At 67.2% G+C, this 24137-nt stretch carries 26 protein-coding genes; 11 read left to right on the top strand and 15 right to left on the bottom strand.

Features of this window, described 5'->3' with window-relative positions:
• Positions 1-36: 36 nt before the first annotated feature.
• The 3 genes from BMZ19_RS15250 to BMZ19_RS15240 form a co-directional block, all read right to left on the bottom strand.
• Positions 37-951, bottom strand: a complete 915-nt coding sequence (locus tag BMZ19_RS15250) for a LysR family transcriptional regulator (RefSeq protein ID WP_090312366.1) — start codon at positions 949-951, stop codon at positions 37-39.
• 144 nt (positions 952-1095) lie between these two features.
• Positions 1096-1569 carry a tetratricopeptide repeat protein gene (locus BMZ19_RS15245; protein ID WP_090312364.1) on the bottom strand — a complete coding sequence of 158 codons (474 nt, stop codon included), beginning with the start codon at positions 1567-1569 and terminating at the stop codon, positions 1096-1098.
• 157 nt (positions 1570-1726) lie between these two features.
• Positions 1727-2131: a hypothetical protein gene (locus BMZ19_RS15240; protein ID WP_090312363.1), complete on the bottom strand. Its 405-nt coding sequence runs from the start codon at positions 2129-2131 to the stop codon at positions 1727-1729.
• Positions 2132-2632: 501 nt separating this feature from the next.
• Between BMZ19_RS15240 and BMZ19_RS15235 the strand changes: the two genes are divergently transcribed.
• Together BMZ19_RS15235 and BMZ19_RS15230 are read left to right on the top strand one after the other, a co-directional pair.
• The gene (locus BMZ19_RS15235) at positions 2633-3652 is read left to right on the top strand and encodes a zinc-dependent alcohol dehydrogenase family protein (protein WP_090312360.1); all 1020 of its coding nucleotides are present in this window, start codon (positions 2633-2635) and stop codon (positions 3650-3652) included.
• Between the two features lie 214 nt (positions 3653-3866).
• Complete coding sequence (locus BMZ19_RS15230; protein WP_244517256.1) at positions 3867-4652, top strand: endonuclease; 786 nt, start codon at positions 3867-3869, stop codon at positions 4650-4652.
• A gap of 162 nt (positions 4653-4814) precedes the next feature.
• On the opposite strand, the gene BMZ19_RS15225 is transcribed toward BMZ19_RS15230, so the two are convergent.
• A complete protein-coding gene (locus tag BMZ19_RS15225) occupies positions 4815-5033 on the bottom strand; it encodes an HP1242/YdcH family protein (protein ID WP_090312357.1) in 219 nt (72 codons plus the stop codon).
• Between the two features lie 333 nt (positions 5034-5366).
• On the opposite strand from BMZ19_RS15225, the gene BMZ19_RS15220 reads away from it, so the two are divergent.
• Positions 5367-6377, top strand: coding sequence for a zinc-dependent alcohol dehydrogenase family protein (locus tag BMZ19_RS15220; protein ID WP_090312355.1), 1011 nt, complete (start codon positions 5367-5369; stop codon positions 6375-6377).
• Positions 6378-6417: 40 nt separating this feature from the next.
• Here BMZ19_RS15220 and BMZ19_RS15215 read toward each other — a convergent pair whose 3' ends face one another.
• The 9 genes from BMZ19_RS15215 to ectA form a co-directional block, all read right to left on the bottom strand.
• On the bottom strand, positions 6418-7350 hold the full coding sequence (locus tag BMZ19_RS15215) for a phosphatidate cytidylyltransferase (protein ID WP_090312353.1): 933 nt from the start codon (positions 7348-7350) through the stop codon (positions 6418-6420).
• Between the two features lies 1 nt (position 7351).
• A complete protein-coding gene (locus tag BMZ19_RS15210; RefSeq protein ID WP_090312351.1) occupies positions 7352-8047 on the bottom strand; it encodes a lysophospholipid acyltransferase family protein in 696 nt (231 codons plus the stop codon).
• Positions 8048-8076: 29 nt separating this feature from the next.
• Positions 8077-8700, bottom strand: coding sequence for a CDP-alcohol phosphatidyltransferase family protein (locus tag BMZ19_RS15205; protein WP_090312349.1), 624 nt, complete (start codon positions 8698-8700; stop codon positions 8077-8079).
• Between the two features lie 87 nt (positions 8701-8787).
• Complete coding sequence (locus tag BMZ19_RS15200; RefSeq protein ID WP_090312347.1) at positions 8788-9669, bottom strand: universal stress protein; 882 nt, start codon at positions 9667-9669, stop codon at positions 8788-8790.
• 112 nt (positions 9670-9781) lie between these two features.
• On the bottom strand, positions 9782-11212 hold the full coding sequence (locus BMZ19_RS15195) for an aspartate kinase (RefSeq protein ID WP_090312345.1): 1431 nt from the start codon (positions 11210-11212) through the stop codon (positions 9782-9784).
• A 93-nt stretch (positions 11213-11305) separates the two neighbouring features.
• The gene (thpD, locus tag BMZ19_RS15190; protein WP_090312344.1) at positions 11306-12214 is read right to left on the bottom strand and encodes an ectoine hydroxylase; all 909 of its coding nucleotides are present in this window, start codon (positions 12212-12214) and stop codon (positions 11306-11308) included.
• A gap of 35 nt (positions 12215-12249) precedes the next feature.
• The gene (locus BMZ19_RS15185; protein WP_090312342.1) at positions 12250-12645 is read right to left on the bottom strand and encodes an ectoine synthase; all 396 of its coding nucleotides are present in this window, start codon (positions 12643-12645) and stop codon (positions 12250-12252) included.
• A gap of 11 nt (positions 12646-12656) precedes the next feature.
• Positions 12657-13934: a diaminobutyrate--2-oxoglutarate transaminase gene (ectB, locus tag BMZ19_RS15180; RefSeq protein ID WP_090312340.1), complete on the bottom strand. Its 1278-nt coding sequence runs from the start codon at positions 13932-13934 to the stop codon at positions 12657-12659.
• Complete coding sequence (gene ectA, locus BMZ19_RS15175; protein WP_090312339.1) at positions 13931-14464, bottom strand: diaminobutyrate acetyltransferase; 534 nt, start codon at positions 14462-14464, stop codon at positions 13931-13933. Before ectA ends, ectB begins: the two co-directional genes overlap by 4 nt.
• Positions 14465-14525: 61 nt before the next feature.
• Here ectA and BMZ19_RS22220 point away from each other — a divergent pair, with 61 nt between their 5' ends.
• The gene (locus tag BMZ19_RS22220; RefSeq protein ID WP_139214693.1) at positions 14526-14768 is read left to right on the top strand and encodes a hypothetical protein; all 243 of its coding nucleotides are present in this window, start codon (positions 14526-14528) and stop codon (positions 14766-14768) included.
• A gap of 187 nt (positions 14769-14955) precedes the next feature.
• On the opposite strand, the gene zwf is transcribed toward BMZ19_RS22220, so the two are convergent.
• A complete protein-coding gene (gene zwf / locus BMZ19_RS15170) occupies positions 14956-16386 on the bottom strand; it encodes a glucose-6-phosphate dehydrogenase (RefSeq protein ID WP_090312337.1) in 1431 nt (476 codons plus the stop codon).
• Between the two features lie 136 nt (positions 16387-16522).
• On the opposite strand from zwf, the gene hexR reads away from it, so the two are divergent.
• Positions 16523-17404, top strand: a complete 882-nt coding sequence (gene hexR / locus BMZ19_RS15165; RefSeq protein ID WP_090312335.1) for a transcriptional regulator HexR — start codon at positions 16523-16525, stop codon at positions 17402-17404.
• Between the two features lie 150 nt (positions 17405-17554).
• A complete protein-coding gene (locus BMZ19_RS15160; protein ID WP_090312334.1) occupies positions 17555-17779 on the top strand; it encodes a PA3496 family putative envelope integrity protein in 225 nt (74 codons plus the stop codon).
• A gap of 18 nt (positions 17780-17797) precedes the next feature.
• Here the strand turns inward: BMZ19_RS15160 and BMZ19_RS15155 are convergent, their stop codons facing one another.
• Positions 17798-18727 (bottom strand): LysR family transcriptional regulator, encoded by a 930-nt coding sequence (locus BMZ19_RS15155; RefSeq protein WP_090312332.1) that lies wholly within the window; start codon positions 18725-18727, stop codon positions 17798-17800.
• A 162-nt stretch (positions 18728-18889) separates the two neighbouring features.
• On the opposite strand from BMZ19_RS15155, the gene BMZ19_RS15150 reads away from it, so the two are divergent.
• The 5 genes from BMZ19_RS15150 (at position 18890) to acuR (ending at position 24120) form a co-directional block, all read left to right on the top strand.
• The gene (locus tag BMZ19_RS15150) at positions 18890-20305 is read left to right on the top strand and encodes an acetyl-CoA carboxylase biotin carboxylase subunit (RefSeq protein WP_090312331.1); all 1416 of its coding nucleotides are present in this window, start codon (positions 18890-18892) and stop codon (positions 20303-20305) included.
• Between the two features lie 9 nt (positions 20306-20314).
• Positions 20315-22123: a sodium-extruding oxaloacetate decarboxylase subunit alpha gene (gene oadA / locus BMZ19_RS15145; protein WP_090312329.1), complete on the top strand. Its 1809-nt coding sequence runs from the start codon at positions 20315-20317 to the stop codon at positions 22121-22123.
• Positions 22124-22197: 74 nt separating this feature from the next.
• Positions 22198-23139 (top strand): sodium-dependent bicarbonate transport family permease, encoded by a 942-nt coding sequence (locus BMZ19_RS15140; protein ID WP_090312328.1) that lies wholly within the window; start codon positions 22198-22200, stop codon positions 23137-23139.
• Between the two features lies 1 nt (position 23140).
• Positions 23141-23455, top strand: a complete 315-nt coding sequence (locus BMZ19_RS15135) for a P-II family nitrogen regulator (protein ID WP_090312326.1) — start codon at positions 23141-23143, stop codon at positions 23453-23455.
• A gap of 32 nt (positions 23456-23487) precedes the next feature.
• Entirely contained in the window at positions 23488-24120 is a 633-nt protein-coding gene (acuR, locus tag BMZ19_RS15130; RefSeq protein WP_090312324.1) for an acrylate utilization transcriptional regulator AcuR, read from the top strand.
• Positions 24121-24137: the final 17 nt, after the last annotated feature.

The following is a 24137-nucleotide window of genomic DNA, read 5'->3' as shown; positions in this document are numbered from 1 at the left end:
TGATGATGACGCCGGGGCGGCGCTCTGCGCCGCGGGTTACAGGCTGTCGGGGTCGCCGCAGAACATCTGGATCCGCGAGCGCAGCCAGCGCTCGGCCGGGTCGTTGTCCTGGGCGGCGCGCCAGGCCATGTGCAACTCGTAGGGGCCGCAGTCGAGCGGCAGCGGCTCGGCGCGCAGGCCGCCGGCGGCGGTCAGCGCGGCGGCGGTGTAGTCCGGCACGCTGGCGACGATGTCGGTGCCGGCAAGCAGCGCGGTGAGGCCGTTGAACTGCGGCACCGCCAGCACCACCCGGCGCTGGCGGCCGAGCTTGGCCAGCTCGTCGTCGATGTAGCCGCCGAGGTCGCCGGCGAAGGACACCAGCGCATGCGGGCGGGCGCAGAACTCGTCGAGGCCGAGGCGCCCCGGCACGCTGTCGGCGCGCAGCAGGCGCGGCCAGGCGCGACGCAGCACCTTGCGCTTGGCGTTGGCCGGCAGCTCCTCGGTGTAGGCAACGCCCACCGAGATCTCGCCGGAGGCCAGATGGCCGGCTATCTGCAGGTAGTTGGTGCGGCGGATCACCAGCACCACGCCGGGCGCCTCGGCGCGCAGGCGCTTGATCAAGGGCGGCAGCAGGCCGAACTCGACATCGTCGGACAGGCCGATGCGGAACACCGCCGTGCTGGTCGCCGGGTCGAAGTCGGCGGCGCGGCTGACCGCGGTGGAGATGGCGTCCAGCGCCGGGGTGAGCAGGGCGAAGATCTCCAGCGCCCGCGCGGTCGGCTCCATCTGCCTTCCGCTGCGCACGAACAGCGGGTCGTCGAACAGGCTGCGCAGGCGCGCCAGCGAGGCGCTGATCGCCGGCTGGCCGAGGAACAGCTTTTCCGCCGCGCGGGTCACGCTGCGTTCGTGCATCAGCGTCTCGAAGACGATCAGCAGGTTGAGATCGACGCGGCGCAGGTCATTGCGGTTCATTGAGGATTCCGTTCGAGTGGAGCACGCATCAGGCCCCGCGAAAAAGCGGCCCTGGCTGAGCTTGGTGGCGTCAAATCGGCGGCAAGTCAACCGTGAGCGGGAGGCCAGTCATCCTCCCGACAAACCGTGCCACTTCGAAACGGGTCAATCGGCGCGCTGGCGGAGATAGTCCATGGCTTCCGTTTGACCCTCGGCAGCGGCACGTTCCAACCACGTGCGCGCTTGGTCGGGATCGGGATCCACCCCGACGCCCTCCCAAAGGGCAACGCCCCAATGATAACGTGCCAGGCTCACGTAGGCGGTGCCGTCAGGCTGCTCGGCCCCACGCTTGATCAGCGCCGCGGCCTTGCCAAGATCCTTCGGCACCCCGCTGCCCGATTCATACATCTGCGCCAACCAGATCATCGAATAGACATCGTTCCAGCGCGCGATGCAATCATTGAAGATCTGCATGGCCGCCGCGTGGTCGCCGGTCTTGGTTGCCGCGTACCCATATAGACACTTGATTCGTTTGTCGCTGTGGACGAAGCCCTGGTAGCTAAGATCGTCCGCACTGGCGGCCAAGCTCACGCAGCTGGCGACGACGGCCAGCACCCCCGACAATACTTTACGGTCCATTCATTCACCATTGATGTCCAAAGTTGAATTTCAAAGATCGATTTTCAACCGCGATTGGAATATTTACAGTTGCACCGCGACGATTAATCATGGCGAGCAGCCAGGCTGGCAATTTTTTATCGCCAACTTATATCCATGGATGGCCTGGCGAGACGATCTAAACAACAAAAATCGTCGCCGGATAAAACAAGAAGTTCAGGATGAAGAGAGCAGCCCACAAACCGATCTCCAAGGTTTCGGTCATCGGCTGAATGCGCTTTAAAGCACCATACACATGCACGACGAACATCAGACCAAACACCACGAACAGGATGTCGAAGGCATAGCAGAAGCTGGTCCCCGTTGTCGCAGAGCGGAGCATGGCGGCTTCCACCACCAGGATGAACGCACCGAGACAACGGCCGAAGTAGATGGCCAAATGTTTCTGCTCCGGAATTTCCCAGAGCATCAATCGGGCCCAGGCGAGGGGGGCAAAAAAGATAGGAAGAGCAAAGAATATGGTCGTCACGACCATCAAGGCCGTGATGTATTCCCTGCTGTACTGAGAGTAATAGCCGAGCATTGTAAGACTCCTGTCTTATCGATCCATGATCAGTCACATTCCTGTGCCTGTCGTATGTGCCTGCTTGGCATTCCTAGAGAGTCTCCGAGAGTAGCGGGCGATGTCAAACCGGTAATAACCCGGCAAAACCAAAGAATTAGCCAGGGCAATGTGGTAGTAATACTTCAGGATGAAGAACATTCCTCAACCGTGATCCAGAGATTGGGTTCTTGGCAAATAGCGCGCTGAAGCAGAGCTATTTCCTACTCCGAGCAATGCTCGTCACTGAATTTCTAGCGGATGCATTGCAAGCTTGCAGGGTTATCGGTGGAGGAACGCCACATCCGCGGGTCTGCTTTCCTTCCGCAGCATCCCGGCCGCAAACGCCTGCAGCCTGACCAGACCTGCCGATATGCCCCGCCCATCAGTGCCAGGCATGGTGACTATCGTCCGCATGCAGGTGGTATCGCCGGGCGAGCCCGGCTAAAGTCCGGGTCACAGAGGTTGCAGGCGAGGTAGGCGATGTCCCGCATCATTCGTTTTCACCAGTTCGGCGCGGCCGAAGTGCTCAGACTCGAGGAGCGGCCGTGCCCGCAGCCGGCCGCCGGCGAGGTGCTGGTGCGCGTCGAGGCGATCAGCGTCAGCTGGTACGACGTGCTCTGGCGGCAGAACCTAGCCAGCACGCCGGCCCAGCTGCCGGCCGGTCTCGGCCACGAACTGGCCGGCGTGGTGCTGGCGCTGGGCGAGGGCGTCGACGACCTGGCGGTCGGCGACCGGGTCGCCAGTTTCCCCGCACACAGCGCCAACCACTACCCCGGCTACGCCGAGGAGGTGGTGCTGCCGCGCCAGTCGCTGCATCGCTACCCGGCGCAGCTGAGCGCCCTGGAGGCCTGCGGCCACTACCTGCCGGCGCTGACCGGCTGGTTCGGCCTGGTCGAACTGGCAGCCCTGGTGCCGGGCGAGAGCGTGCTGGTCACCGCCGCCAGCCAGTGCTGGGGCCCGACCATCGTGCAACTGGCCAAGGCCCTCGGTGCCCGGGTGATCGCCGCCACCGAGCTGGGCGAAGACCGCGACTACCTGCTCGAGCTGGGCGCCGAGCGGGTGATCCTCACCGAGGAGCAGGACCTGGTCACCCGGGTCAACCAGCTCACCGACGGCCGCGGCGTCGATGTGGTGATGGACTCGCTCGGCGGCCCGCAGATGAGCCTGCTCGGCGACGCCCTGGCGCCGCGCGGGCGCCTGGTGCTGTTCGGCCTGCAGGGCGGCAATGACACCCACTTCCCCGCCTGCGCCGCGTTCCAGAAGAACATCCGCTTCTTCGTCCACTGCATCGGCAACTTCACCGGCAAGGAAGAACTGGGCATCCCCCAGGACCACGCCGCCGTGACCCGCGCCCTGCAGAACATCGACCGGCTGACCGGCGAAGGCCTGCTGCGCCCGCAGATCAACCGGGTGTTCCCCTTCGCGCAGGTCGTCGAAGCCCATCGCTTCATGGAAAGCTGCCCGCCGCGCGGCCGGGTGGTGCTGCAGGTGGGGCAGTAGCGGCGGGCCCGGCGTGACGCCAGGAGGCTGCGCGGTTGCTCGATCACGCCAGGCTCGGCTCACCGAGGTTGCGCTGCGCAGACCCATGGCGGGGCTACGGCCCGGGCGGTGCCCGCCCTTGCCTTGCCGTCGCCCGCCGCATAGAGTGCCGCCCCCTTGATGGACTACAGGGAGCGCCTCAATGAGCAACTCGGCCGCCAAAAAGCTGCTGGCGATGATTTCGCTGGTGATCTCGGCCCTTCTCGCCGTCGTCTTCACCGATATCCAGCCGCCGGCCACCTTTCAGGCGGCCAAGAAGGTCGCCTGGGAGATCCACGCCGACAACCCGCGCACCTTCTACTGCGGCTGCCGCTACCAGGGCAATCGCGTCGATCTGGCCAGCTGCGGCTATCAACCGCGCAAGAACCGCCAACGCGCCAGCCGGGTGGAGTGGGAGCATGTGGTGCCGGCCTGGGTGATCGGCCACCAGCGCCAGTGCTGGAAGAAGGGCGGCCGTGACCACTGCAGCGCCAACGACCCGGTATTCGCCCGCGCCGAGGCCGACCTGCACAACCTGGTCCCGTCGATCGGCGAGGTCAACGGCGACCGCAGCAACTACCCGTTCGCCATGCTGAACGCCAGGCCCCACCAGTACGGCCGGTGCGAGGTGGTGGTCGACTTCGGCAAGCGCCAGGTCATGCCCCGCGAGGAAATCCGCGGTGCCATCGCGCGCACCTACCTGTACATGCACGAACGCTACCAACTGCGCATGTCCAAGCAGGACCAGCAGCTGTACGGCGCCTGGAACCGCATGTACCCGGTCACCGAGCAGGAACGCCGGCGCAACCAGGCCGTCGCCTGCCAGATGGGCTGGGGCAATCCCCATGTCGGCGAGGTCGAGCTGTGGCAGTGCGGCCTGCTCGGACGCGTGGGCGACGTGGCCGGCAGCGCCCTCGGCATCGCCAAGGGGCTGCCGCTGGAGGAGTTGGGCAGCGCCGCACTGAGCCTGCTCAAGCACTGAGCCGTGCGCCTGTCGGCAGACGCGCGACTGCTCGAGCGTTTGCGTGGCAAGGGCTTCGCTGCGCAGAAACGGCAGGGGACGGGGCAGGAGTAGCGGGGCGGATGGCAGAGGCCATCCGAATGCTCCCCGCCAGGACTGTCGGGGAGCTGGCAAGGCCGGCGGTCAGGCCGCGTCGGCTTCCTTGAGGATCGCGTGCAGCTGATCCTTGAGGTTGAGCTTCTCCTTCTTCAGGGTTTCGATCTCGGTCTCGGTGCCCAGCTCGATACGGGCCTCGAGGTTCTTGATGCGCTGGTCCAGCTCGTTGTGCTCGTCGAACAGACGGGTGAAGTGCGCGTCTTCGGTCTTCAGGCGGGAAATAAGGTCGCGGTATTCGGGAAACATGGGGCACTCCTGGTTCAGGGATATCGAACCGCCGGCTCGCGCGTCGTGCTTCGACTGCGCGCCCGCGGCAACATGGGCTTGATGTCATCCTGACACTCCGGCGCAGGGCGCGGTATTGATCGGCGTCATCCCGCGTTCGCGTGCGCGGCACAATCGCACCGCCTGGCCAGCCGGCAGGCCCCGGGAGCGGCTGGCGGCGCAACGGGCGGGCCAGCCGCGAAGTTACCGGGCAACTGCCTGGCGGGTATTGCCGGAAAAGCTGGCATGCTTGACCCGTACGCTTGGATATTTCCGAACGCGCAGCAAAGAACCCCACCAGGAGAGCTTCCTTCCATGCACAGCAAAGCCATCTACGTTCAGCCGGGCGGCGGTTACGCCAACGTCATCGTCGGCAGCAGCGAAGCGACCGCCCCGGGGCCGGGCGAGATCACCGTGCGCCTGCACGCCAACTCGCTCAACTACCACGACTTCGCCGTGGTCAGCGGCATGTGGGGGCCGAGCGAGCCGCGCATCCCGATGGCCGACGGCGCCGGCGAAGTGATCGCCGTGGGCGCCGGGGTCAGCGAATTCGCCGTTGGCGACCGGGTGGTCAGCACCTTCTTCCCCGACTGGCTGGGCGGCGAGCCGTTGGTCGAAGGCTTCGCCACGGTGCCGGGCGACGGCATCGACGGCTATGCCCGCGAAGCGGTGACCGCCCGCGCCACCGCCTTCACCCTGGCGCCGCAGGGCTGGAGCCACGCCGAGGCCGCCACCCTGACCACCGCCGGCCTCACCGCCTGGCGCGCGCTGATGGCCGACGGCGCACTGAAGGCCGGCGACACTGTGCTGCTGCAGGGCACCGGCGGGGTGTCGATCTTCGCCCTGCAATTCGCCAAGCTGGCCGGCGCCACGGTGATCGCCACCTCGTCCAGCTACGCCAAGCTCGAGCGCCTCAAGGCCATGGGCGCCGACCATGTGATCAACTACCGTGAGAACCCGGCCTGGGGCGAGACCGCGCGCCAACTGACCGGCGGACGCGGCGTCGACCACGTCATCGAGGTCGGCGGCCCCGCCACCCTCGCCCAGTCGATGGCCGCCACACGGGTCGGTGGGCACATCGCGGTGATCGGCATCCTCAGCGGCGTCGCCGGCGAACTGCCGCTGGTCCCCGCGCTGCTCAAGCAACTGCGCCTGCAGGGCGTGCTGGTCGGCAGCCGCGCCCAGCAGCAGGCGATGATCCGCGCCATCGACGCCAACGGCCTGCGCCCGGTCATCGACCGCCGCTTCGCCCTCGAGGAAATCGTCGCGGCGTTCCAGTACCAGGAAAGCAACCAGCACTTCGGCAAGATCTGCCTGGAGTTCTGAGTCGCCTGGCGGTTCGCGGCCTCAGCCGCGGACCGTCGCCTCAGGTCCAGCCATAGCGCAACACATGAAAGAAGATCGGCGCGGCGAAGCACACTGAGTCCAGCCGGTCGAGCATGCCGCCGTGGCCTTCGATCATGTGCCCCCAGTCCTTCACCCCGCGGTCGCGCTTGATGGCGGACATCACCAGGCCGCCGAAGAAGCCGAGCAGGGTGACGATCAGGGCGATCAGCGCGGCCTGCCAGAAGCTGAACGGGGTGATCCAGAACAGGCTCGCGCCGACCAGGGTGGCCAGCGCCACGCCGCCGGCGAAGCCTTCCACGGTCTTCGACGGCGACAGGCGCGGGGCGATCTTGCGCTTGCCGAGCAGCTTGCCGCAGACGTACTGCAGCACGTCGCTGATCTGCACCACCAGCACCAGCCAGGCGATCAGCAGCAGGTTGCGCCCTTCAAAGCCGGGAATGTCGAGGGTCAGCAGCGCCGGCACGTGGGAGATGCAGAACACCGCGATCATCATCCCCCACTGCACCTTGGCCGCCCGTTCGAGAAAGCCGGTGGTGTCGCCGCCCAGCGAGGCGAGGATCGGCAGCAGCAGGAACACGTAGACCGGGATGAAGATGGCGAACAGCCCGTACCAGTCGGCGGCGATCAGCAGGTACTGCACCGGCAGCACGAAGTAGAACGCCGCGACCAGCGCCGGGTAGTCGCCGCCGCGAGTCGGCGCCAGGGTGATGAACTCGCGCAGGGCGAAGAAGGAGATGGCGGCGAACAGCAGGATCACCGCGCCGTGACCGAGCCAGAAGGCGCCGCCGAGCACCGCGACCATCACCCACCAGGCGTTGATCCGCGCGTTGAGGTTGTCGATCACCGGGCTGGCGGCGCCGCGGCTGCGCCACTTGAGGACGAAGCCGATCAGCGAGGCCAGCGCCAGCAGGGCGCCGATGCCGGCGAACAGGGAGAGGGTGTCGCGGTCCATGTCAGTCGGCCTCCGCAGCCAGTTCGAGCAGGGCGTCGCGGGCGCGGGCGAGGAAGGCTTCCTTGCCCTCGTCGGCCGCGATGCTCAGCGGCGCGCCGAAGCTCACCGTGCACAGCAGCGGCAGCGGCAGCACGCGGCCCTTGGGCATCACCCGGTTGAGGTTGGCGATCCACACCGGCACCAGCTCGACCTGCGGGCAGGCCTGGCCGAGGCGATACAGGCCGCTCTTGAACGGCAGCAGGCCGTCCTCGAGGTTGCGCGTGCCCTCGGGAAACAGGATCAGCGAGTCGCCGGCGTGCAGCGCATCGAGCAGCGGCTGCAGCGGGTTGTGCTGCGGCTCGCTACGCTCGCGGTCGACCAGCACGCCGTGGAACACCCGGTGGATCAGGAAGCGGCGCAGCGCGTCGCGCTGCCAGTAGTCGGCGCCGGCCACCGGGCGGGTGCGCGTGCGCAGGGCCGGCGGCAGCGACGACCAGAGCAGCACGAAGTCGGCGTGGCTGCTGTGGTTGGCGAAGTAGATGCGCTGCCGCTTCTCCGGCGCACAGCCGCGCCACAGGCTGCGCGCACCGGTGAGCAGGCGGGCGAAGCCGATGATCAGCCGGGCCAGCAGGCGCTGGGGCAGGCCGCCGTTCGGCCGCGGCGGCGGCGCAGGGGGCGGCAGGTCTTCGCCGCTGGGCGGGATCGGGGTGTCGTTCATCGGCGTGCTCCTTGCTGCGATTGATCGGCTCAGGCCGGCGGGGTGTTCCTGTCTGCCTCGGCGATGCCCTGGCGCACGCGATTGGCCAGCGTCCACACCAGCAGCGCGGCGATCAGCATGAACAGGGTGTCGAGCCAGTCGATCGGCAGCAGGCCCGTGGCGACGCCCGCGCCGAGCACGCCGAAGACGAAGGCGCGGTCGCTCTTGCCCAGCGGTCCGTCGTAGCGGCGAGCGGCGCCGACCAGCGGGCCCATCACCCCGGCGTACTCGACGATCACTGCCAGCAGGGTCGCCACCACCACCCACAGCGGCGAGACCTCCGCCAGCATGGCGAAGGGCAGGATCAGCGCGCTGTCGGCGATCACGTCGCACAGCTCGTTGAGGTAGGCGCCGAGCACCGACTGCTGGCCGAACTCGCGGGCGAGCATGCCGTCGATGGCGTTGAGCGCCATGCGCAGGAACATCCACAGCGGGATCAGGGCGAACAGCCAGAGGTAGCCGGCGAAGGCGGCGACCAGCAGGCCGAGCAGGACGGAAACGGCGGCGGCGGCGAGGGTCACCTGGTTGGCGGTGACGCCGCGCGCGTGCAGGCGCTGCACCAGCGGGCGCAGCAGGTTCTGGAAGCGGGGCTTGAGCTGGTAGATGGAGGGCATGGCGGATTCCGGTGCCGAAGTCGTCCTTGAGGGTAGGCGCAAGATAGCCGGCCTGCCGGTGCGGCGTCCATGAACTGGCGCAGGCTCTCAGATCACCAGCACGTCACCCTTGGCCTGGCTGAGAATATGCTTGGTCACGCTGCCCAGCAGCAGCTCCTCGAGCGCGCCCTGGCCGCGCTTGCCGATGACGATCAGCTCGCAGCCCTGCAGCTGCTCCTGGTCGAGGATGTGCACGCTGGGGTCGCCATGCACGATGACCGGCTGCACCGCGTCGGCCGGCAGACCGGCGGCGGCGATCAGCTCGGCCATCTGCGCACCGGCCTCGCGTCTGGCGTTGGCCAGCAGGCCGGCCAGCTCGGCCTCGCTGACCCCGGCATGGCGCAGACGGCCCTCGAAGGGCACCTCGAAGGCGTGCAGCAGGACGATCTCGGCCTGCGGCGCCAGCGTCCGAGCCAGCGCGACGGCCTTGAGCCCGCGCGGCGAGAAGTCCACCGGCACCAGCACCCGGCGATAGTCGTCGCCGGCCTCGCCGCGCACCACCAGCAGCGGCCGGCCGGTCTTGCGCAGCACGCGCTCGGTGGTCGAGCCGATCATCAGGTCGCGCACCAGGCTGGCGCCGCGCGCGCCGAGCACCAGCAGGTCGGCATCCAGGGCGTCGGCGTGGCTGGTGATTTCCGCCAGCGCGTTGCCGGCGCTCAGGTGGATATCCGCCGAGACCACATGCGCCGCGCACAGCTCGGCGGCCAGCTCGCGGACCTCGTCGCGCGCCTCGTCGAGCAGGCGCTGGCGCAGGTCGCCGGGCTGGGCCGCGAACAGCTGGCGCAGGGCATCCAGCGCCCCGCGGCTGACTACATGCTGCAGGCTCAGCCGGGCGCCGCTGTGGCCGGCAATCGACGCGGCGCGCACCACGGCCTGGCGCGCCGGCGCGGACAGGTCGGTGGCGGCGAGTACGGTGCGGATCGGGGTCATCGGGCAGTCTCCTTGTTGCCACATAGCTGTGGCGACCTTAGCACGGAGACGGTCAGGGGCAGAGCGATCAGGGGAGGCTGCCGGGCGCTGGCGCCCGGCAGTGGGGTGCGGATCAGGCCGCGGCGATCACGTCGCCGTGGTTCTCCGGCTCGATCAGCGCGCGGTGCAGCGCGGCGATGGCGGCGGCGTAGTCTTCCTCGTTGACCACGCACTGCATCTCCACCTGGCGGATCGACTGGTGCAGCGCCTGGATGCTGATGCCGGCCTCGGCCAGCGCGGTGGCGGTGCGGGCGAGGATGCCCTTGACCTTGAGGTTGGAGCCGATCGCCGAGACGATGGCGACGTTGTGCATGGTCACCTCGGCGGCCGGGAAGCGCTCCTCGACCAGCTTGGCGGCACGGTTGATCAGCTTGCGCGAGCCGCTGACGTAGTAGGTGATGCTGTTGGCGTCGGAGTCCTTGTTGATCACGTAGAGCTTGAGCTGCTTGAGCTGCTTGCTGATCTCGATGTCGTGGTCGGGGTCGCCGAGCATCTCCTGATCGAACACCGCGATACCGATCACGTCCTTGCGCCCGGCGACGATCTCCACGCAGGGCCGCGCGCTGCAGTAGTCCTGGCTGATCAGGGTGCCGGCGTGCTGCGGCTCGAAGGCGTTCTTGATGCGCAGTTCGATGCCGGCGCGACGCAGGGTGCGCGCGGCGCGCGGGTGGATCGCTTCCATGCCGAGGTTGGACAGCTGGTCGGCGACGTCGTAGTTGGTGCGGCCGATGGTCACCACCTTGTCGGCGCCGACCAGGTTCGGGTCGGCGCTGCTGAGGTGGAACTCCTTGTGGATGATCGCCTCGCGGGCGCCGGTGGCGGCGGCGATCTGCGCGAAGGTGATCTCGCTGTAGCCGCGGTCGAAGGTGTTCATCAGCCCTTCGCTGCAGTGCGCGTAGCCGGTGGCGATGACCAGCTCGCGGGACAGGTCGATACCCGCGAAGTTGGCGCGGATCATCTCCTCGAACGGCAGCGGGGTTTCCATCTGCCAGCCGCTGAGGTCGACCAGGCGGGCGTTGATGTCGCGCTGGCGCAGCGCCAGCACGCTGTTGAAGGCGCTGTGCGCCTCGCCGAGGGAGGCGAGCATCTCGCGCACCTTCATCAGGTTCTCGGTGAGCTGGAAGTGGCCGTAGGTGCACAGCTTCTGCAGGCTGTCCATGCAGTCGCGGGCGTCGTCGATGCGCGAGCCGATGAACTGGTCGGCGACCGCCAGCTCGGGCGTGCCGGCGAACAGCTCGGCGTTCTTGGCCAGCATGCGCGCGCGCACGTCTTCCAGCGCCTCGCGCCAGGCCTCTTCGTTGTGGGCATCGGCGAAGCGCTGGTAGACGCCCGGCTCGCCGGTCTTCTTGTGTTCCAGCAGCAGGTTGGTCATGCCGCTGTAGGCCGAGACGACGAACACCCGCTGGTACAGCGCGGCGCCCTGTCGCGGGCCGATGAAGATGTTGTCGAGGAGTTCCTCGAAGCGGCTCATGGAGGTGCCGCCGATCTTTTCTACGGTATGCATCGTTTTTTCAGCGTTCGGTCGTCGATGGGAAGCGGGCCGGCAGCTGCCGACACAAGGCGACGGCCCCGTGTCGACGGGGCCGTCGGTGTGACGTCAGATATACCGCTGCGGCTGGATGTCCAGCGCGCGGAAGTCCCGCCGCTCGGCCACGAAGGGCGGGCGGGGGGACTGCTCGCAGAAGGGCGCCTGTACGGCATTGCCGACGTGATTGTAGACGTAGAAGAGGTTGCTGCGCGCGTCCGGCGTGATGTTGCCGTTGGAGCCGTGCATGATATTGCAGTCGAACAGCACCACGCTGCCGGCCGGGCCGATGGCGCTGTCGATGCCGTGGCTGGCCGCCAGCTCGCTCAGGCTGACCTGGTCCGGCACGCCGACCTCCTGGCGCCGCAGCGATTGCGCGTAGTGGTTCTCCGGCGTCGCGCCGACACAGTGGATGTACTGGCGGTGCGAACCGGGCATCAGCAGCAGCGGGCCGTTGTGCGCCTGGTTGTCGGTGAGCAGGATCGAGCAGCTCAGCGCACGCATGCGCGGCATGCCGTCCTCGACGTGCCAGGTCTCGAAGTCGGAGTGCCAGTAGAACTCCTTGCCGTCGAAGCCCGGCTTGAAGTTCAGCCGCGACTGGTGCACGTAGAGATCACCGCCGAGGATGAAGCGGGCGATGCCGGCGATCCGCTCGTCGCGGGCGACGCGGGCGAACAGCGGGTTGTCGCGGTGGATGTCGAACACCGAGCGCACCGCGCCGCTGTCCGGCTCCTGGATGGTCTTGCCGGAGGCGACGACGGCCTCGTCGGCGAGCATGCGCTCGAGTTCGCGGCGAAACACCGCCACTTCCGCGGCGCTGAACACCTTCGGCAGGACCACATAGCCGTCACGCTCGAAGCGGGCGATCAGCTCGGCGGCGATCGGCGCGTTGTCCAGGTCCTGGCGGTGGACCACCGGGTCCAGGCGTTCCTGCCAGCGCGGCTCGGCACACTGGCGCGAAGGGTAAAGATCGGCTTGCACAGGGGTCACACTCGCTTCCTCCGTATCGGTTCTGCTCAGGCGATGGCTTCAGCTTCCAGCGGGTAGACGCCGTCCTCGTTGTGGACTTCCTTGCCGTTGAGCGGCGGATTGAACACGCAGGCCATCTTCATCTCGCTGAAGCCGCGCAGCAGGTGTTCGTCGTGCTGGTCGAGGATGTACAGGGTGCCGGGCTTGATCGGGTAGACCTTGCCGTCGGCGAGGGTCTCGATCTCGCCTTCGCCGCTGATGCAGTACACCGACTCCAGGTGGTTCTGGTAGTGGATGTGCGTCTCGCTGTCGGCGTAGATGGTGGTGATGTGGAAGGAGAAGCCCATGTTGTCGTCCTTGAGCAGCATGCGGGTGCTGTCCCAGGTCTCGGTGACGATCTTGCGGTTGGACTGCTCGCATTCGGCCAGGGTGCGTACGATCATTGAAAATCTCCTCAGGAAGCTTGGGTGGCGGTCTGCGCGGACAGCACCGCGGCGAAGGCGGCGTCGAGAATGTCCATGGCCTTGTCGATCTGCTCGTCGCTGATGACCAGCGGACACAGGCACTTGACCACTTCGCTGTGCGCGCCGCTGGTCTCGATCACCAGACCGTGCGCGAAGGCGTGACGGCAGATGGCGGCGGCGATGTCGCCATCCGGGCAGCCGATGCCGAGCATCATCCCGCGGCCCTTGAGCTGCAGGGAGTCGGGGCCGTGACGGCGGACAATGCGCTGCATGCGCTCGGCGATGCGCTGGCCCTTGGCGCGCACGCTGGCGGCGAAGCTGTCGTCCTGCCAGAAGTGCTCCAGCGCCGCGGCGGCGGTGACGAAGGCGTGGTTGTTGCCGCGGAAGGTGCCGTTGTGCTCGCCCGGCTGCCACTGGTCGAGCTGCTTGCGCAGCAGCAGCATGGCGAAGGGCAGACCGTAGCCGCTGAGCGACTTGGACAGGGTGATCAGGTCCGGCTGGATGCCCATCTTCTCGAAACTGAAGAAGCTGCCGGTGCGCCCGCAGCCGGCCTGGATGTCGTCGACGATCAGCAGCATGTCGTGCTTGCGGCACAGGCGCTCGAGCTTGCGCATCCACTCGGCGGAGGCGACGTTGAGGCCACCCTCGCCCTGCACCACCTCGACGATCACCGCGGCCGGCTTGTCGATGCCGCTGCTCGGATCGTCGAGCAGCTTGTCGATCATCGCGATGGTGTTGACCTGGTCGCCGAAGTAGTTGGCGTAGGGCATGCGGCTGACGTCGCTCAGCCCGGTGCCGGCGGCGCCGCGGTGATGCTGGTTGCCGGTGGCAGCCAGGGCGCCGATGCTGCAGCCGTGGAAGCCGTTGGTGAAGCTGATCACGTTGCTGCGCCCGGTGACCTTGCGCGCCAGCTTCAGCGCGGCTTCCACCGCGTTGGTGCCGGTCGGCCCGGTGAACTGCATCAGGTAGTCGGCCATGCCGCGTGGCTTGAGGATCAGCCGGTGGAAGGTCTCGAGGAAGCTTTCCTTGGCCGCCGAGTACATGTCCAGGCCATGGGTCAGGCCGTCGCTCTCGATGTAGTCGAGCAGCGCCTGCTTGAGCAGCGGATGGTTGTGGCCGTAGTTGAGGGTGCCGGCGCCGGCGAGGAAGTCGATGTAGCGCTGGCCGTCGCGGGTGATCAGTTCGGCGCCGCGCGCCTGCTGGAATACCACCGGGAACGAGCGGCAGTAGCTGCGTACGGACGATTCATGCTGTTCAAAGGCGTTCATGCGGTCTCCTTGAGTTCTTCTTCGAATTCGGGTGCGGCAAACGGACCCGCGCGGTAGAGCACTTCGTCTTCGTGCCGGCCGGCAAAGTGCTCGGCACGCGAGAACAGGATGCGGGTGCTGTAGTCGGCACCAAGGCGGGCGAAGCCCCTGCGGAACAGCGCCTGCGAGGCGGCGTTGTCCGGCGAGATGGTGGTCTCGAGGTAGCGTACGCCGCGCTCGGCGGCGACCCGGGCGGTCAGCGCCAGCAGCATGCGCAGGGCCAGCCCCTGGCCGCGCAGCGAGGCATCCACGGCGACCTGCCAGACAAACAGGGTGTCCGGACGCGAGGGCGGACAGTAGCCGGAGATGAAACCGACCAGCCGGCCCGAGGCATCCTCGGCGGCGATGGCGGTATCGGCGAAATCGGCGCATTGCAGCAGATTGCAGTACACCGAATTGGTATCCAGCGGCGGACAATTGGCCACCAGCTGATGGAGGTTGTATCCGTCGCTGTCGGTGGGACGACGGAGCGTGACGGGGGAACTTCGCAAAACGGAATCCTTTGGGGTTGTTGTCGAAATCCTTATTCAGGCAAACACAGGGAGTTGCAGGGTGCAACCCGCAATCGCCCCGGCCGGCCTCAATATCGCGTCATCTGCCGGCCTTCTGCGGCGCCGCGGGCGGGCGCTGGTGAACTTCGCGAAAAAGAACCAAGCTATTGATTTAAAAGGAATAAATTTCAATATCGAGCAGTGCAGCAAGGCGCCATGGCGGCGCCACGCAGACGCTGAAACATTTTGTTACTCACCGGCAGATATACGCGGATATTCCGCCAGAGATATCGGCGACCAATAGCGCAGGGAACTTCCAGATCTCCAGGAGAGAATTGGCCGATATATGTGCGTCGCCAATTAGCCGATTCGCCAAATATCGGCGGATATACTCAAGCGCGATTCGGCCAATTCAATTCGATGACGCAAACATGAATTCCGCCATATATCCGCGACAGGGCTGCAGGCCCCCGTCGCGGTGTCTGGCGCGCTCAGCCGTGCCAGTGGCGGCCCTGCAGTTCGAGCAGGCTGCGGGCTTGCTCCGGACCCGCCGAGCCGGCCGGATAGGGGCGCGGTTTCTGGTAGTGATGGTGCCAGCCGTCGAGGATCGGGCTGACCCAGCGCCAGGCGGCTTCCACCTCGTCCTTGCGCATGAACAGGGTCGGGTCGCCCTCGATCACGTCGAGCAGCAGCCGCTCGTAGGCTTCCCAGCGGCGCTGGCGGGAGAAGGCGGTGGCCAGGTTGAGGTCGAGCTCGACCGGCTCGAGGGCCATGCCCTTGCCCGGGGTCTTGGCCAGCAGCTGCAGGCTGATGCGCTCCTCGGGCTGCAGGCGGATCAGCAGGCGGTTGGCCTGTTCCGGCGCGCCCGGGAACAGGCTGTGCGGCACCGGCTTGAACTGGATGACGATCTCCGAGCACTTGCGCTGCAGGCGCTTGCCGGTGCGCAGGTAGAACGGCACGCCGGCCCAGCGCCAGTTGTCGATCTCCGCCTGGACGGCGACGAAGGTCTCGGTATCGCTGTCGTTGTCGACGTTCTTCTCGAAGTAGTAGGCGGGAACTTCCTGGCCGCCGATGTGTCCGCTGCTGTACTGGCCGCGCACGGTCTTGTCGCGCACGTCGAGGCCGGCCAGCGGTTTGAGCGCCTGAAGGATCTTCACCTTCTCGTTGCGCACCGCCTCGGCGTCGAAGCGCACCGGCGCCTCCATGGCCACCAGGCAGAGCAGCTGCAGCAGGTGATTCTGCAGCATGTCGCGCATGGCGCCGGCCTGGTCGTAGTAGCCGCCGCGGTTCTCCACGCCGAGGGTTTCCAGCACGCTGATCTGCACATGGTCGATGTGCCCGGCGCGCCACACCGGCTCGAACAGGGCATTGGCGAAGCGCAGCGCCATCAGGTTCTGCACGGTTTCCTTGCCCAGGTAGTGGTCGATGCGGAACACCTGCGACTCGTCGAACACCTTGCCGATCGCCTCGGTGATCGCCAGCGCCGACTGCAGCGAGTGGCCGATCGGCTTCTCCAGCACGATACGCGTGTCGGCGCCGGCCAGGCCGGCGATGGCCAGGTTGGCGGCGATCGGCGCGAACAGCTGCGGCGCAGTGGCCAGGTAGTAGATGCGCGCGCGCGTGCAGGCGCCGCCCAGATGCTGGGCCAGGCGGCCGAATTCGGCGCTCTGTGCGGCGTCCATGGCGAAGTAGTCGAGACGCTCGGCAAAGCTCTGCCAGGTGTCGACGGCGAAGTCGGCGCGGGCGACCTGCGCCCGGCAATGGCGCTCGGCCAGCGCCTGGTAGGCCTCGCGGCTCAGCGCGCTGCGGGCCAGGGCGAGGATGCGCAGATCGGCGGGCAACCGGCGCTCGCGGTGCAGGTGATAGAGTGCCGGCAGCAGCTTGTGCAGGGCCAGATCGCCGGTGCCGCCGAACACCAGCATGTCGCAGGGAAGAACGGGTGAAAGGGACGGCACAGGGTATCTCCGACGCGGTTTGCCTGGGCGCTGGCGCAGCTTTTGTAGTATAACTACAAAGTTACTACCTCCGGCTTTTGCCGATCATAACCGAGTCCGCGCCGTGAATCTGTTGCAACACATTGCCCAATCCCGCGCCCTGCTGCGCAAGTCGGAACTCAAGGTCGCCGACTACGTGCTGCAGGACCCGGCGGCCGTCATGCATAGCTCGATGGCCGACCTTGCCCACCAGGTCGGCATCAGCGAGCCGACCATCGTGCGCTTCTGCCGCGCCATCGGCTGCAGCGGCTTCCAGGACCTCAAGCTCAAGCTGGCGCAGAGCCTGGCCGCCGGCGCCAGCTTCGGCCAGTTCGCCATCCACGAGGAAGACTCGCTGGCCGACTTCAGCCTGAAGATCTTCGACACCACCCTGCACACCCTGATCGAGGTGCGCGAGCACCTCAACATGCAGGCTCTGGAGCGGGCGATCAACGCCATCGCCAACGCCCAGCGCGTGGAGTTCTACGGCTTCGGCGCCTCCGGCGCGGTGGCCGCCGACGCCCAGCACAAGTTCTTCCGCCTGCTGCTGACCGCCGCCGCCTACTCCGACCCGCACATGCAGGCGATGAGCGCGGTGACCCTCAAGCCGGGCGACGTGGCGATCTGCATCTCCCAGTCCGGGCGCTCCAAGGATCTGCTGACCACCGCCAATCTGGTGCGCGAAAGTGGTGCGACGCTGATCACCCTGTGCCCCAGCCAGACCCCGCTGGCCGACCTGGCCACCGTCAACCTGGCCATCGATGTGCAGGAAGACACCGAGATCTACACCCCGCTGACCTCGCGGATCGCCCACCTGGTGGTGATCGACGTGCTGGCGATGGGCGTGGCCATGGCCCGCGGCCCGGACCTGGTCAACCACCTGAAGAGCGTCAAGCGCAGCCTGCGCAGCCTGCGCCTGTCGCCGAAGACCGCCAAGCCGAGCGAGGAAGGCCCGGCCGGCGCCTGAGCCCCGGCCATCGACGGCAGGGCGCCCCGCGCGCCCCCTGCCGCGACACCCCCGCAGCTGTCACGCCGCCGTCACCGCTTCGCCGTCAAGCCGTCACCTGGCACGCGGCATGCTGCAACTCCCGGAATCACTCGAGATGGGAGAGACGCCATGCCCCGCCACCATGCTGTCAACGTCGCCACCGATATCCCCCGCCTGGACGCCAAGACCCGCCGCAAGCTGGAAGACCAGCGCCGCATGGCCTTCCGCCGAGCCATCGAGCAGCACAACGAAGAGCGCCGCCTGAGCCAGGCGATCGACGACTATCCCGACCTGATCGCCATCAACTACGTGCGCGCCCTACGCGCCGAAACGCGCCGCCAGCCCGGCGCGTAGCGCGGCTCGCGCAGGAGTTCAAAGGCTCAGATTAAGCGCGTTGATCGCCGCACGATTGCCGCGGATGTACGCCAGAAAGGCGCTGGCCACCGGACTCAGGCGGCGGTCGCGTGGGTGCACCACGCACCAGCTGTGCTGCAGCGGCAGCTCGGCCACCGGCAGCTCGCACAGGCGGCCGCTGGCCAGCTCCAGGCTCACCGCATGGCGCGGCAGCAGGGCCAGGCCGAGACCGGCCAGCACGCCGGCGCGCTGCGCCTCCTGGGAGCCGAGCTGCAGGGTGTGGGCGAAGTGCGCGCGCTTGTCGTGACAGAAAGTCTCGCAGGCCTGGCGGGTGCCCGAACCCGGCTCGCGCACCAGCAGCGGCTGGTCGGTCAGCTCCTGCAGGCTGAGGCGCTCGCGCTGGCACAGCGGATGCCCGGCCGGGGCCACGGCGACGATCTGGTTGGTGAGAAACGGCATGAACTCCAGGTTCATGCCGGTGGGCACCTGGGAGAGGATCATCAGCTCGTCGCGACTGACACCGAGGCGACGCAGTGCCTGGGCATGGCTGGCGACGGTGAGCTGCAGGCCGACTTCGGGGTGCTGCTGACGGAAGGCGGCGAACAGGTGGGGCACCACGTATTCGGCGCTGGACTCCACGGTCAGGCTGAGCTGGCCCTGCAGCGAGCCGCGCAGGTCGGAAAGCTGCATGTCGAGGCTTTCCAGGCGGGCGAAGATGTCCGCCCCGGCCCGCTGCAGCGCCTCGGCGGCGTCGGTGAGGTAGAGCCTCTTGCCGACGTACTCGAACAACGGCTGGCCGACCAGCTCCTCGAGCTGGCGGATCTGCTGGCTGACCGCCGGCTGGGTGAGCGCCATTTCTTCGGCGGCGCGGCTGTAGGAGCGGGTCTCGCACACCGCGCGGAACACCTGCAGCTGGCGCAAGGTCAGCCGCATCAGGTACTTGCGCATAACGGGAAGGCCTCTGGGACGGGCGTTTCGCGCAACTATAAGTCAGGACTTATGCATTACCCAATAATTATTCATTTTTAGTAATCCATCCCTCGGCGCTAGGGTATTTGCACCTGTTGCCTGACCGGCCGGGTCAGCCAGCCCAAACCGAGGGAGACCTCCGTGATAAGAAAAATCCTCATCGCCAACCGTGGCGAGATTGCCGTGCGTATCGTGCGGGCCTGCGCCGAGATGGGCATCCGCTCGGTGGCCGTGTATTCCGAAGCCGACCGCCATGCGCTGCACGTCAAGCGCGCCGACGAAGCCTACAACCTCGGCGACGAGCCGCTGGCCGGCTACCTGAACCCGCGCAAGCTGGTCAACCTGGCGGTCGAGACCGGTTGCGATGCCCTGCATCCCGGTTACGGCTTCCTGTCCGAGAACGCCGAACTGGCGGAGATCTGCGTCGAGCGCGGGATCAAGTTCATCGGCCCGAGCGCCGAAGTGATCCGCCGCATGGGCGACAAGACCGAGGCGCGGCGCAGCATGATCAAGGCCGGCGTGCCGGTCACCCCGGGCACCGAAGGCAACGTCGCCGACCTCGACGAGGCGCTGCGCGAAGGCGAGCGCATCGGCTACCCGGTGATGCTCAAGGCCACCTCCGGCGGCGGCGGCCGCGGCATCCGTCGCTGCAACTCGCAGGAAGAGCTGGAGCAGGCCTACCCGCGGGTGATCTCCGAAGCCACCAAGGCCTTCGGCAGCGCCGAGGTGTTCCTCGAGAAGTGCATCGTCAACCCCAAGCACATCGAGGCGCAGATCCTCGCCGACAGCTTCGGCAACACCGTGCACCTGTTCGAGCGCGACTGCTCGATCCAGCGCCGCAACCAGAAGCTGATCGAGATCGCCCCCAGCCCGCAGCTGACCCCCGAGCAGCGCGCCTACATCGGCGAGCTGGCGGTCAAGGCGGCGAAAGCCGTGGGCTACGAGAACGCCGGCACCGTGGAGTTCCTGCTCGCCGAGGGCGAGGTGTACTTCATGGAGATGAACACCCGGGTGCAGGTGGAGCACACCATCACCGAGGAAATCACCGGCTTGGACATCGTCCGCGAGCAGATCCGCATCGCCGCCGGCAAGCCGCTGTCGGTGCAGCAGGCGGACATCGTCCACCGCGGCTACGCGATCCAGTTCCGCATCAACGCCGAAGACCCGAAGAACAACTTCCTGCCGTCCTTCGGCAAGATCACCCGCTACTACGCGCCCGGCGGCCCCGGCGTGCGCACCGACACGGCGATCTACACCGGCTACACCATTCCGCCGTACTACGACTCGATGTGCCTGAAGCTGATCGTCTGGGCACTGACCTGGGAAGAGGCGATGGACCGCGGCCTGCGCGCGCTGGACGACATGCGCGTGCAGGGGGTGAAGACTACCGCGCCCTACTACCAGGAAATCCTCCGCAATCCGGAGTTCCGCAGCGGCGTGTTCAACACCAGCTTTGTCGAAGCCCACCCGGAACTGATCAACTACTCGGTCAAGCGCAAGCCCGAAGAGCTGGCCCTGGCCATCGCCGCCGCCATTGCCGCCCACGCCGGCCTGTGAGGAATTGAGATGAACAAGAAGATCACCGTCACCGATACCATCCTGCGTGATGCGCACCAGTCGCTGCTGGCCACCCGCATGCGCCTCGAGGACATGCTGCCGATCTGCGCCAAGCTCGACCAGGTCGGCTACTGGTCGCTGGAAGTCTGGGGCGGCGCCACCTTCGACGCCTGCGTGCGCTTCCTCAAGGAAGACCCGTGGGAGCGCCTGCGCCAGCTCAAGGCCGCGCTGCCCAACACCCGCCTGCAGATGCTCCTGCGCGGCCAGAACCTGCTCGGCTACCGCCACTACAGCGACGACGTGGTCAAGGCCTTCGTCGCCAAGGCCGCGGTCAATGGCATCGACGTGTTCCGCGTGTTCGATGCGATGAACGACGTGCGCAACCTGCGCACCGCCATCGAGGCGGTCAAGGCCGCCGGCAAGCACGCCCAGGGCACCATCGCCTACACCACCAGCCCGGTGCATACCGTCGAGTCGTTCGTCGAGCTGGGCAAGCGCATGCAGGAGAAGGGCGTCGACTCGATCGCCATCAAGGACATGGCCGGCCTGCTCACCCCCTACGCCACCGCCGAGCTGGTGCAGGCGCTGAAGGCCGAGATCGACCTGCCGATCTTCATCCACTCGCACGACACCGCGGGCATGGGCAGCATGTGTCAGCTCAAGGCCATCGAGGCCGGCGCCGACCACATCGACACCGCGATCTCCAGCTTCGCCTGGGGCACCAGCCACCCGGGCACCGAGTCGATGGTCGCCGCGCTGCGCGGCACCCCGTTCGACACCGGCCTGGATCTGGAGTTGCTGCAGGAGATCGGCCTGTACTTCTACGGCGTGCGCAAGAAGTACCACCAGTTCGAAAGCGAATTCACCTCGGTGGATACCCGCGTGCAGGTCAACCAGGTGCCGGGCGGCATGATGTCCAACCTGGCCAACCAGCTGAAGGAGCAGGGCGCCCTGCACCGCATCAACGAGGTGTTCGCGGAAATCCCGCGGGTGCGCGAAGACCTCGGCTTCCCGCCCCTGGTCACCCCGACCTCGCAGATCGTCGGCACCCAGGCGGTGTTCAACGTGCTGGCCGGCGAGCGCTACAAGACCATCACCAACGAGGTGAAGCTGTACCTGCAGGGCCGCTACGGCAAGGCGCCGGCACCGGTCAACGAGCACCTGCGCTTCCAGGCCATCGGCAGCGAGGACGTCATCGACGTGCGCCCGGCCGACCTGCTGCAGCCGGAAATGACCCGCCTGCGCGAGGAGATAGGCCCGCTGGCCAAGTCGGAAGAGGACGTGCTGACCTTCGCCATGTTCCCCGACATCGGCCGCAAGTTCCTCGAGGAACGCGCCGCCGGCACCCTGACTCCAGAAGCGCTGCTGCCGCCGCCGGATGCCGCCGCCCGCCCGGCCGCCCAGGAAGGCGTGCCCACCGAGTTCGTGGTCGACGTGCACGGCGAGAGCTACCGCATCGACATCACCGGCGTCAGCGTCAAGAACGACGGCAAGCGCCACTTCTACCTGGCCATCGACGGCATGCCCGAAGAGGTGGTGTTCGAGCCACTCAACGCCTTCGTCGGCGGCGCCGCCAGCGGCAAGCGCAAGCAGAGCGCCGCGCCGGGCGACGTCAGCACCACCATGCCGGGCAACATCGTCGACGTGCTGGTGAAGGAAGGCGACGTGGTCAAGGCCGGCCAGCCGGTGCTGATCACCGAAGCGATGAAGATGGAGACCGAAGTGCAGGCGCCGATCGCCGGCACCGTGACGGCCGTCCATGTAGTTAAGGGCGACAGGGTCAATCCCGGTGAAGTACTCATCGAGATTGGAAGTTAAGCCCCCCGGGGGAGCCGCAAGGCTCCCCTTTTTTATTTGAGCTATAGATAACCGAATTGCCCGAGGAGGGATGGATGAGCCTCGACCCGGTGGTGCTGTTCTTCGTCTTCGGCCTGACCGCAGGCCTGCTGAAAAGCGAACTGAAGCTGCCGCCCGCGCTCTACGAAACCCTATCCATCCTCCTGCTGCTGGCCATCGGCCTGCACGGCGGCGTGGAGCTGGCCGAGCAGGCCAGCCTGGCGCTGCTCGGCCAGGCGGGGCTGGTGCTGGGCCTGGGCATCGCCCTGCCACTACTGGCCTTCGCCCTGCTGCGCGGCCTGCGCTTCGACCGCATCAACGCCGCCAGCGTGGCGGCGCACTACGGCTCGGTGAGCGCAGGTACCTTCGCCGTGGTGGTCGCCTATCTGGCATCGCGGGAGATCTTCTTCGAGAGCTACATGCCGCTGTTCGTGGCGATCCTCGAGATCCCGGCGATCCTGGTCGGCATCCTGCTGGCCAAGGGCATCTCCCGCGACACCCACTGGAAGGAGCTGGGCCGCGAGATCTTCCTCGGCAAGAGCATCATGCTGCTGCTCGGCGGCCTGGTGATCGGCGCGCTGGCCGGCAAGGAGGCGATCAAGCCGCTGGAGCCGCTGTACACGGGCATGTTCAAGCCGGTGCTGGCGTTCTTCCTGTTGGAGATGGGCCTGATCGCCTCCGGGCAGCTCGGCTCGCTGCGCCAGTATGGCGTGCGCCTGGCCGCCTTCGCCCTGTGCATGCCGCTGCTCGGCGCGCTGGTCGGCGCCCTGCTGGCGCGGCTGATGGGCCTGTCGCTGGGCGGCACGGCGATGCTCGCCACCCTGGCCGCTTCGGCCTCCTACATCGCCGTGCCGGCGGCCATGCGCCTGGCGCTGCCCGAGGCCAACCCCTCGCTGTCGCTGACCGCCGCACTGGGCATCACCTTTCCCTTCAACATCCTGATCGGCATCCCGCTGTATCTGATGCTGGCCGAGCAACTGATCGCCTGGGGACTCTGACATGGCCCACACCACCCTGCTCACCGTGATCTGCGAGGCGGCACTGGAGCACAAACTGGTCGCCGACCTCGAACAGCTCGGCGCGCCCGGCTGGACCCTCTCCGACGTGCGCGGCCGCGGCTCCCACGGCCTGCGCCGCGCCGACTGGGACACCGCCGGCAACATCCGCGCCGAGATCCTCTGCGAGCGCGAACTGGCCGAGCGCATCGCCCGCCACCTGCAGGAGCGCTACTACGCGCACTTCGCGATGGTCTGCTACCTGGCCGAGGTCGAGGTGCTGCGCCCCGAGAAGTTCGCCGCCAAGCCGGCCGGTTGACTTTTCAAGACGACCAGTCTAATAATCGACGCATGAATTCTCTCGCCCCCCAGCCGCGCCGCGGCCGTCCGCCCAAGCTCGACCGCGACAATCGCGAGACCCGCGAGGCGCTACTGCATACCGGCATGCGCCTGCTCACCGAGCAGGGCTTCCTGGTCACCGGCATCGACACGGTGCTCAAGCAGGTCGGCGTGCCCAAGGGCTCCTTCTACAACTACTTCGCCAGCAAGGAGGCCTTCGGCCGCGCCGTGCTGGAGCGCTACGCCGGCTACTTCGCCGCCAAGCTGGACCGCTGGCTGCTCGACGAGAGCCGCCCGCCGCTGGCGCGCCTGGAGGACTTCGTTGCCGACGCCAGCGCCGGCATGGCCCGCCACGGCTATCGGCGCGGCTGCCTGGTCGGCAACCTCGGCCAGGAGGTGACCCAGCTGCCCGAGGGCTTCCGCGAGCAGCTGGAGGAAGTGCTGTGCAGCTGGCAGGAGCGCCTGGCCGCCTGCCTGCGCGCCGCCCAGCAAGGCGGCGACCTGGCGGCGACGCTGGACTGCGACGAGCTGGCGGCGTTCTTCTGGATCGGCTGGGAAGGCGCCGTGCTGCGCGCCCGCCTAGTGCAGAGCGATGCGCCGCTGCAGACCTTCATCCGCGGTTTTCTCGCCCTGCTGCCGCGCTGAATTTTTCAGGCCAATTT

The sequence above is a fragment of the Pseudomonas linyingensis genome (genome assembly GCF_900109175.1).
Taxonomy (GTDB): domain Bacteria; phylum Pseudomonadota; class Gammaproteobacteria; order Pseudomonadales; family Pseudomonadaceae; genus Geopseudomonas; species Geopseudomonas linyingensis.
Note: the sequence above shows the minus strand (reverse complement) of the source record. Positions and strands in the feature narration are given on the sequence as shown.